Annotated in this window: 8 protein-coding genes and 1 pseudogene; 4 read left to right on the top strand and 5 right to left on the bottom strand. The window is 76.8% G+C overall.

All coding sequences use genetic code 11. From position 1 onward, the window contains the following. Together ACFXAM_RS37295 and ACFXAM_RS37290 are read right to left on the bottom strand one after the other, a co-directional pair. A pseudogene (locus ACFXAM_RS37295) lies at positions 1-349 on the bottom strand (hypothetical protein); the annotation flags it as partial. A 291-nt stretch (positions 350-640) separates the two neighbouring features. After that, the gene (locus ACFXAM_RS37290; protein ID WP_380298211.1) at positions 641-868 is read right to left on the bottom strand and encodes a DUF6458 family protein; all 228 of its coding nucleotides are present in this window, start codon (positions 866-868) and stop codon (positions 641-643) included. A gap of 164 nt (positions 869-1,032) precedes the next feature. On the opposite strand from ACFXAM_RS37290, the gene ACFXAM_RS37285 reads away from it, so the two are divergent. Continuing rightward, on the top strand, positions 1,033-1,257 hold the full coding sequence (locus ACFXAM_RS37285) for a hypothetical protein (protein ID WP_380298209.1): 225 nt from the start codon (positions 1,033-1,035) through the stop codon (positions 1,255-1,257). 114 nt (positions 1,258-1,371) lie between these two features. Here ACFXAM_RS37285 and ACFXAM_RS37280 read toward each other — a convergent pair whose 3' ends face one another. Next, positions 1,372-1,713, bottom strand: a complete 342-nt coding sequence (locus tag ACFXAM_RS37280) for a hypothetical protein (RefSeq protein WP_380298207.1) — start codon at positions 1,711-1,713, stop codon at positions 1,372-1,374. A gap of 294 nt (positions 1,714-2,007) precedes the next feature. On the opposite strand from ACFXAM_RS37280, the gene ACFXAM_RS37275 reads away from it, so the two are divergent. Next, complete coding sequence (locus ACFXAM_RS37275) at positions 2,008-3,069, top strand: methyltransferase (RefSeq protein WP_380298206.1); 1,062 nt, start codon at positions 2,008-2,010, stop codon at positions 3,067-3,069. A gap of 19 nt (positions 3,070-3,088) precedes the next feature. On the opposite strand, the gene ACFXAM_RS37270 is transcribed toward ACFXAM_RS37275, so the two are convergent. Then, positions 3,089-3,907, bottom strand: a complete 819-nt coding sequence (locus ACFXAM_RS37270; protein WP_380298204.1) for an SAM-dependent methyltransferase — start codon at positions 3,905-3,907, stop codon at positions 3,089-3,091. A 53-nt stretch (positions 3,908-3,960) separates the two neighbouring features. On the opposite strand from ACFXAM_RS37270, the gene ACFXAM_RS37265 reads away from it, so the two are divergent. Continuing rightward, positions 3,961-4,374, top strand: a complete 414-nt coding sequence (locus ACFXAM_RS37265; protein ID WP_380298202.1) for a MarR family winged helix-turn-helix transcriptional regulator — start codon at positions 3,961-3,963, stop codon at positions 4,372-4,374. Between the two features lie 36 nt (positions 4,375-4,410). Here ACFXAM_RS37265 and ACFXAM_RS37260 read toward each other — a convergent pair whose 3' ends face one another. Continuing rightward, positions 4,411-4,851: a VOC family protein gene (locus ACFXAM_RS37260; RefSeq protein WP_380298201.1), complete on the bottom strand. Its 441-nt coding sequence runs from the start codon at positions 4,849-4,851 to the stop codon at positions 4,411-4,413. 168 nt (positions 4,852-5,019) lie between these two features. On the opposite strand from ACFXAM_RS37260, the gene ACFXAM_RS37255 reads away from it, so the two are divergent. Further along, a complete protein-coding gene (locus ACFXAM_RS37255) occupies positions 5,020-6,135 on the top strand; it encodes an FAD-dependent oxidoreductase (RefSeq protein ID WP_380298200.1) in 1,116 nt (371 codons plus the stop codon). The last annotated feature ends 38 nt before the right edge of the window (positions 6,136-6,173 follow it).

Below are 6,173 nucleotides of genomic sequence, written 5' to 3'. Positions count from 1 at the left end.
CGTCCACACGTCCTCCGCCGCGCGGGGCCCACCCGCTCGCCGCCGCCGTGCCGGCCCCCGGCGCGGCGGCGGAGGCGGCCGGGACCGGGGCGGCCGGGCCGGTCGTCGGGGCGGCGGTCTTCGGGGCGACCGGGGCCGACGCCGCAGGGGCCGCCGGGGCCGACGCCGCCGGGTTCTGGCCCGCCGGGTTGGGGCCCGCCGGGTCCGGGGCGGCGGCCTGCGGGTCGGACGCCGAGGCGGACTTCGCCGGCCGGCGCCCGTCGGTCGGCCCGTCCGGCCCGCAGGCGGTCAGGACGAGGGCGGCACCGGCGAGCGCGGCGGGAACGAAGAGGGCACGGCGGATGGACATGGCGGATCCCCGGAGGAGCGAAGGAGTGCGGTGGAGGGGCGGTCGGCGCCACGGTCGGCGCTCCGCCCGGCAGCACTCTGCCCCGCCGTCCGTCCCGCCCGCCAGCCCCTCCCCCGGATCCGGCACGCTGGAACGATTCCACCCCCTCTGACCTGCGGTTTCGCACGCCCCTGGAACGGTCCGGCGGGACGTTCCAGGGGTCCGGGTCCGCCCCGCCGTGGCGCCGGGCGAGCCGGTGGAGGGGCGCGTCCGGCGGGCGGGCGGGACCGGCCGGTCCCACCTGAGCCCGGGTCAGAGGCCGTCCCGGTGGCGTTCCTCGACGACCACCTCGTCCACCGCACGGCCGCTCAGGTAGCGCCGCCGGCCCAGGACCTTCGCGTACGCCACGACGCCGATGAGGCCGGCCGCCATCAGAACGACGCCGACCACGGTCAGATTGACGCCGGAGAGGTGCCAGTCCACGCCGAACGCGAGGACCGCCCCCACCGCCAACAGGATGATGCAGCCGCCCAGGCCCATGATTCCCTCCGTCATCGCGTCCGGCCCACCGTTGTCGGGGGCCGCCGCTGCGCGTACCCCGGATCGCCGGGGCGATGCCCCCCGGTCGACCGGGGGACGGCTTTCCCGGTGGGCGGGCGGGCGCAGTACGCTGGACGGCCGACGCATCCGGACGGGAGGCGAAAGTGGCGGCGACGACGCGGCCCAACCGTGAACTGCAGACGATGGGCGACCTGTTCGCACCCCCGGGCGATCCGGGACCGCCCGAGGTCCGGGCCCGGGCGCGGCGGGCGGTGGCGGCGCGGGCGCACGACGCCGAGGACTGCCGGCTGCTGCTGGACGCCCTCGGGCTGCTCGACCACCCGACGCCCGGCGGGGAGTCCCGGGACGGAGCCGGAACGGACGGCTGAGGGCGCCACCGCGCGGGGATCCCCGAGACCCCTTCAGGTCCGCGCGCCGGGCGCCGGTGCGGGGGCGCCCGCCGAGGTGCGCGGGTGCGCCTCGGCGGGGTTCCCGGCGGTGGTTCAGCGCATGCAGAGCACGGTGGCCCTCGCGGAGTACCAGCCGATGCCGGCCGAGCGGACGTCGAAGCCGAGGACGTAACACTGGCTGCGCTGCCAGCCGGCCCCCTGGGCGTAGAGGTACGCCATGTTGACCGCGCCGTTGACGGCCGTCTCCTGCGAACCCCCGGCGCTGCTGGCGGTGAACTGCGCGGTTTCGGTGGCCTCGACGGACCGGCTCGGGCCGGCGGCGGCTCCGGCCGCGGCCGGGGCGGCCTGGGCGGTGGCGGCGCCCCCGAGCAGACCGGCGGTGGCGGCGAGGGCCGCGGCGGCGACGCGCAGACGGACGGCGGACGTACGGGTCATGGGAACTCCTCGGTCGCGGGTGGGACGGCTCACTGGGGCCGGTCTCGGCCGGCGGATCCAGCCTCGCCGCGCGCGGCCCGCTCCGGCAAAGCCCTTCGACCCCCCTCGAATCCGGGCCCGGCCCCCGGAGGTGGCCGCGCCGTTCGCCCGCGGCGCCGACGGGCGGCCCCGCGCGTCGAGCGGGGCCGCGCCCGCGCCACCCGATGGGGCGGGATCGCGGCGCGCCGGGCTTCGGGGCGGTGTCCGGTGGGCAGCCTCCCGGGCGGACGGACGGCCCGCGAGGAGGAGGACGACATGAGTCAGGACGAGGACCGGACCACCGGCGAGCGGACGGGGACCGTGGACGACCCGGAGGGCCTTCGGCGGTCCGCGGCCTTCCTGGTCGACGAGGCGCTCGGCTTCCTCTTCCCCGCCGCCCTGCGCGCCGCCGCCGACATCGGGGTGGCCGACCACCTGGCGGACGGCCCCGCCGCCCCCGCAGAACTCGCCGTCGCGACCGGTACCGACGCCCGCAATCTGCACCGGGTGCTGCGCCTGCTCGCCACCCGGGGCGTGGTGACGGAGGACGAGCAGGGCCGCTTCGCGCTGACCGCGGCCGGCCAGGCCCTGCGCGGTGACGTCCCGTACTCGGTGCGCTCGGCCGTCCAGATGCTCACCGACCGCACCATGTGGCGGCCGGCCGGGGAGCTGACGCACTGTCTGACCGAGGGCACCACGGCGTTCGAGAACATCTTCGGCGTGCCGTTCTTCGACCACTTCGCCAAGGACGCGCGCACCGCCGCGGTCTTCCACGTCGGCATGGCGGCGATGTCCGACCAGGAGAACGCGCCGATCGCCGCCGCCTACGACTTCCCGGAGAGCGGCACGGTGGTGGACATCGGCGGCGGGCACGGCGGTCTGCTGCTGGAGGTGCTGCGCCGCAACCCCGGCCTGCGCGGCGTCCTCCACGACCGCTCCCACGTCCTCGCCGGCAACCGGCTGGAGGCGCACCCGGAGCTCGCCGGCCGCTGGACGCCGCAGGAGGGCGACTTCTTCACCGCCGTGCCCGCCGGTGACGTCCACCTGCTGAAGCGGATCACGCACGACTGGACGGACGAGGACTGCGTGACCCTGCTCGGCCACTGCCGCCGCGCCCTGCGTCCGGGCGGACGGGTCCTGGTGGTGGACGCCGTGGTCCCGCCGGGCAACGCGCCGCACCAGTCCAAGGCCCTGGACCTGATGATGATGGCCTCTCTCACCGGCCGTGAGCGCACCGAGGCGGACTTCGCGGAGCTCTTCGCCCGGGCCGGGCTGCGGCTGTCACGGGTGCTCCCCACGCCGACCGTGCTGTCGGTGGTGGAGGCGGTCGCGGCCTGAGCCGGCGGGCAACGGTGCCTCAGGAGTCCTCCCCCCGGGGGCGCCGGAGCGCCTCGACGAAGCCGGCGGCGGAGGGGCCGGGCAGCGGGCGGGCGTGGCGTTCCGCGAGCCGCTCCAGGGTGGTGAGCCCGGTGGTCCAGCCGTGCCCGTCGAGCCAGTCCCGGGTGCCGGGGCCGAGGCCGCCGCGCCACAGGCCGGTGAGGTGGGCGAGGGCCGGGTCGTGCGGTGTGGCGGTCACGTCCCGGCCCTGTTCCAGCAGCAGCCGGCTGCCCGGGGCGGCCAGCGCGGCGACCGCGGTGAGCAGGGCCGCCGCCTGCTCGGGGGTGAGGTAGACCAGCAGCCCTTCGGCCAGCCAGGCCGAGGGGCGCCCCGGGTCGAAACCGGCGTCGACCAGCCGGGCGGGCCAGTGCGGCTCCAGCAGGTCGGCCGGCAGTACGGTGCGCGCCGTCCTCGGCTCGGCGCCCAGGCCGTCGAGGACCCGCTCCTTGAAGGCCAGCACCGGGCCCAGGTCGAGTTCGAACACCCGGGTGCCGGCCGGCCAGTCCAGCCGGTGCGCCCGGGTGTCGAGGCCCGCGGCGAGCAGCACCACCTGGTCGGCGCCGGCGGCGAGCAGGCGGTCGTCGTAGAAGCGGGTGCGCAGGATGCCGTGCGCGACCAGGGCCCGGGCGAGGCCGCTGTCCGGACCGGCGGCGGGCAGCGCCACCCCGGCGGCGGCGGCGAACGCGGCGGCGTACGGGTCGACGAACAGCGGGTCGGGTCGGGAGCTCTCGTAGGCCCGCACCATCGCGACGGACAGGGCGGTGCGGGACACCGGGCTCAGTGCTTCGGGGGTCGTCATGGCCGGCAATCTACATCGCTGCCGATGCATCTGTGAAGATGTATTCTTTCGGCATGGACGGCGTGCAACTCCTCAGGCTCGGCAAGCGGTTGACCGAACTCGGCCGCGAGATGATCATCGACCCGGCCTCCGAGCACCTCACCCCCGGCGAGATCGCCGTGGTCGCCGACGTGTACCGCCATCCCGCGACCTCCGCCCGGGACATCCAGGTGCGCACCGGCTTCGCGCAGAGCCATGTCTCGGTGTCCGTCGCCCGGCTGCGCGAACGCGGGCTGCTGGACGCCGCCGCCGACCCGCGCGACGGGCGGCGCACCCTGCTGACCGTCTCCGAGGTGGCCCGGCGCGCCATCCGCGAGCACGTCGCCCGGCCCGCCGAGCCACTGATCGCGAAGGCCGTCCCGGACCCGGAGCGGGCCCGCCGGGTCACCGAACTGCTCGACGAACTCGCGGCCCTCCTGCTGCCCTGACGGCCCGCGCGCCGGTGCCGCCCGCCGGACGGGGCGTCAGCCGAGCTCCTCGGCGAGCCCGACGACGATGTCCTCGGGGCCGCGGACGTAGCAGAGCCGGTAGACGTCCTCGAAGCGCACGATCTCGCCGACGAGTTCGGCGCCGTGGGCGAGCAGGCGCGCGACCACCTCGTCGATGTCGTCGACGGCGAACATGATCCGGCGGATGCCCAGGGTGTTGGCCGGCGCCCGCCGCGGCTCGGGGCTGACCGCCCGCGGCGCGTGGAACGAGGCCAGTTCGATCCGGCCGTGGCCGTCCGGGGTGCGCAGCATGGCGACGTCCTGCCGGACGCCCTCCAGGCCGATGATCCGCTCCACCCAGCGGCCCTCGACCGGGAAGCGGCCCTCCGGCTCCAGGCCGAGTTCGGTGAAGAACGCGACGACCGCGTCCAGGTCCTCGACGACGATGAGCACGTTGTCCATCCGGCGGACGGTCATGGCGGTTCTCCTCGGTGCGGTCGGCCACGGGGCGGATCGGTACCCGGCGGGCGGGGCCGCCGGGCCGTTCCCGGCCCATCCTCCACCGGCCCGGCCGCCGGGCGCGGCGGGCCGGTGACGAATCGCCGGAGTATCGTCACGGGGACAACCGAGAACCGGGGGGCCATCGTGACCATCGCCATCGTCGGAGCCGGCCCGGGGGGCCTGCTCCTCGCCCGGGTGCTGCACCTGAACGGCATCGACGCCGTGGTGTACGAGCGCGAGGCCGCGCGCGACGCGCGCGGCCAGGGCGGCATGCTCGACCTGCACGCGGAGACCGGGCAGCGGGCGCTGCGCACGGCCGGGCTGACCGACGGGTTCCGGGCGATCGCCCGCCGCGCGGGCCAGGACCTGCGGCTCCTCGAACCGGACGGCACCCTGCTGCTGCGGGAGGACACGCCCGACGACGCGCCGCTCGACCGGCCGGAGGTCGACCGCGCCGATCTGCGCGCCCTCCTGCTGGACGCGCTGCCCGACCGCACGGTGCGCTGGGGGCACGCCGTCGAATCCGCCGGCGACGGCGTGCTGCGGTTCGCCGACGGCGGCACCGCCGCCTACGACCTGCTGGTCGGCGCGGACGGCGCGGACTCCCGGATCCGCCCGCTGCTCACCGATGCCCGGCCGGCGCACACCGGCCAGAGCGTCGTCGAACTCGGCATCCCGGACGTCGACCGCACCCGTCCCGACCTCGCCGCGCTGGTCGGGCGCGGCAACTACTGGGTGCTCGGCAACGGGCAGTCCCTGGCGGCGCAGCGCAACGGCGACGGCCGGGTGCGCGTCTACCTCAGCTTCTACGACACCGCCGAGGACTGGCTCGCCACCAGCGGGATCCCGTTCGACGACCCGGCCGCCGCCCGGGCCCGGCTGGCCGGCCTGTTCGACGGCTGGGAGGCCGAGGTCGCCGCGCTGATCGGGGCCTGTGACGACACGGTGCTGCCCCGGCCGATCAGCACGCTCCCGGTCGGCCTGACCTGGCCGTCGACGCCCGGCGTCACGCTGCTCGGCGATGCCGCGCACCTGATGCCGCCGGTGGGGCAGGGCGCCAACATGGCGCTGCTGGACGGCGCGCTGCTCGGCCTCGCCCTGGCCGCGCACCGCGAGGACGCCACCGCCGCCGTCGCGGAGTACGAGCGGGAGATGTTCGAGCGCACCGGCGCCGCGGCCCGGCAGTCCGCGCGCGTCCAGGAGATCCTGGCCTCCCCGGACGCCGCGCGGACCATGCTCGCGTTCTTCCAGCCCGGCTGAGGGCCGGTCAGGAGGCCGGCCGGGGCGCTGCGGTGGCG

The sequence above is a fragment of the Kitasatospora sp. NPDC059462 genome, assembly GCF_042749955.1.
Lineage (GTDB): Bacteria > Actinomycetota > Actinomycetes > Streptomycetales > Streptomycetaceae > Kitasatospora.
Note: the sequence above shows the minus strand (reverse complement) of the source record. Positions and strands in the feature narration are given on the sequence as shown.

Bases quoted from the DNA above. Each gene is read 5' to 3' on its own strand.
- ACFXAM_RS37290 (WP_380298211.1), bottom strand. From the start codon at position 868: ATGGGCCTGGGCGGCTGCATCATCCTGTTGGCGGTGGGGGCGGTCCTC.
- ACFXAM_RS37280 (WP_380298207.1), bottom strand. From the start codon at position 1,713: ATGACCCGTACGTCCGCCGTCCGTCTGCGCGTCGCCGCCGCGGCCCTC.
- ACFXAM_RS37275 (WP_380298206.1), top strand. From the start codon at position 2,008: ATGAGTCAGGACGAGGACCGGACCACCGGCGAGCGGACGGGGACCGTG.
- ACFXAM_RS37270 (WP_380298204.1), bottom strand. From the start codon at position 3,907: ATGACGACCCCCGAAGCACTGAGCCCGGTGTCCCGCACCGCCCTGTCC.
- ACFXAM_RS37265 (WP_380298202.1), top strand. From the start codon at position 3,961: ATGGACGGCGTGCAACTCCTCAGGCTCGGCAAGCGGTTGACCGAACTC.
- ACFXAM_RS37260 (WP_380298201.1), bottom strand. From the start codon at position 4,851: ATGACCGTCCGCCGGATGGACAACGTGCTCATCGTCGTCGAGGACCTG.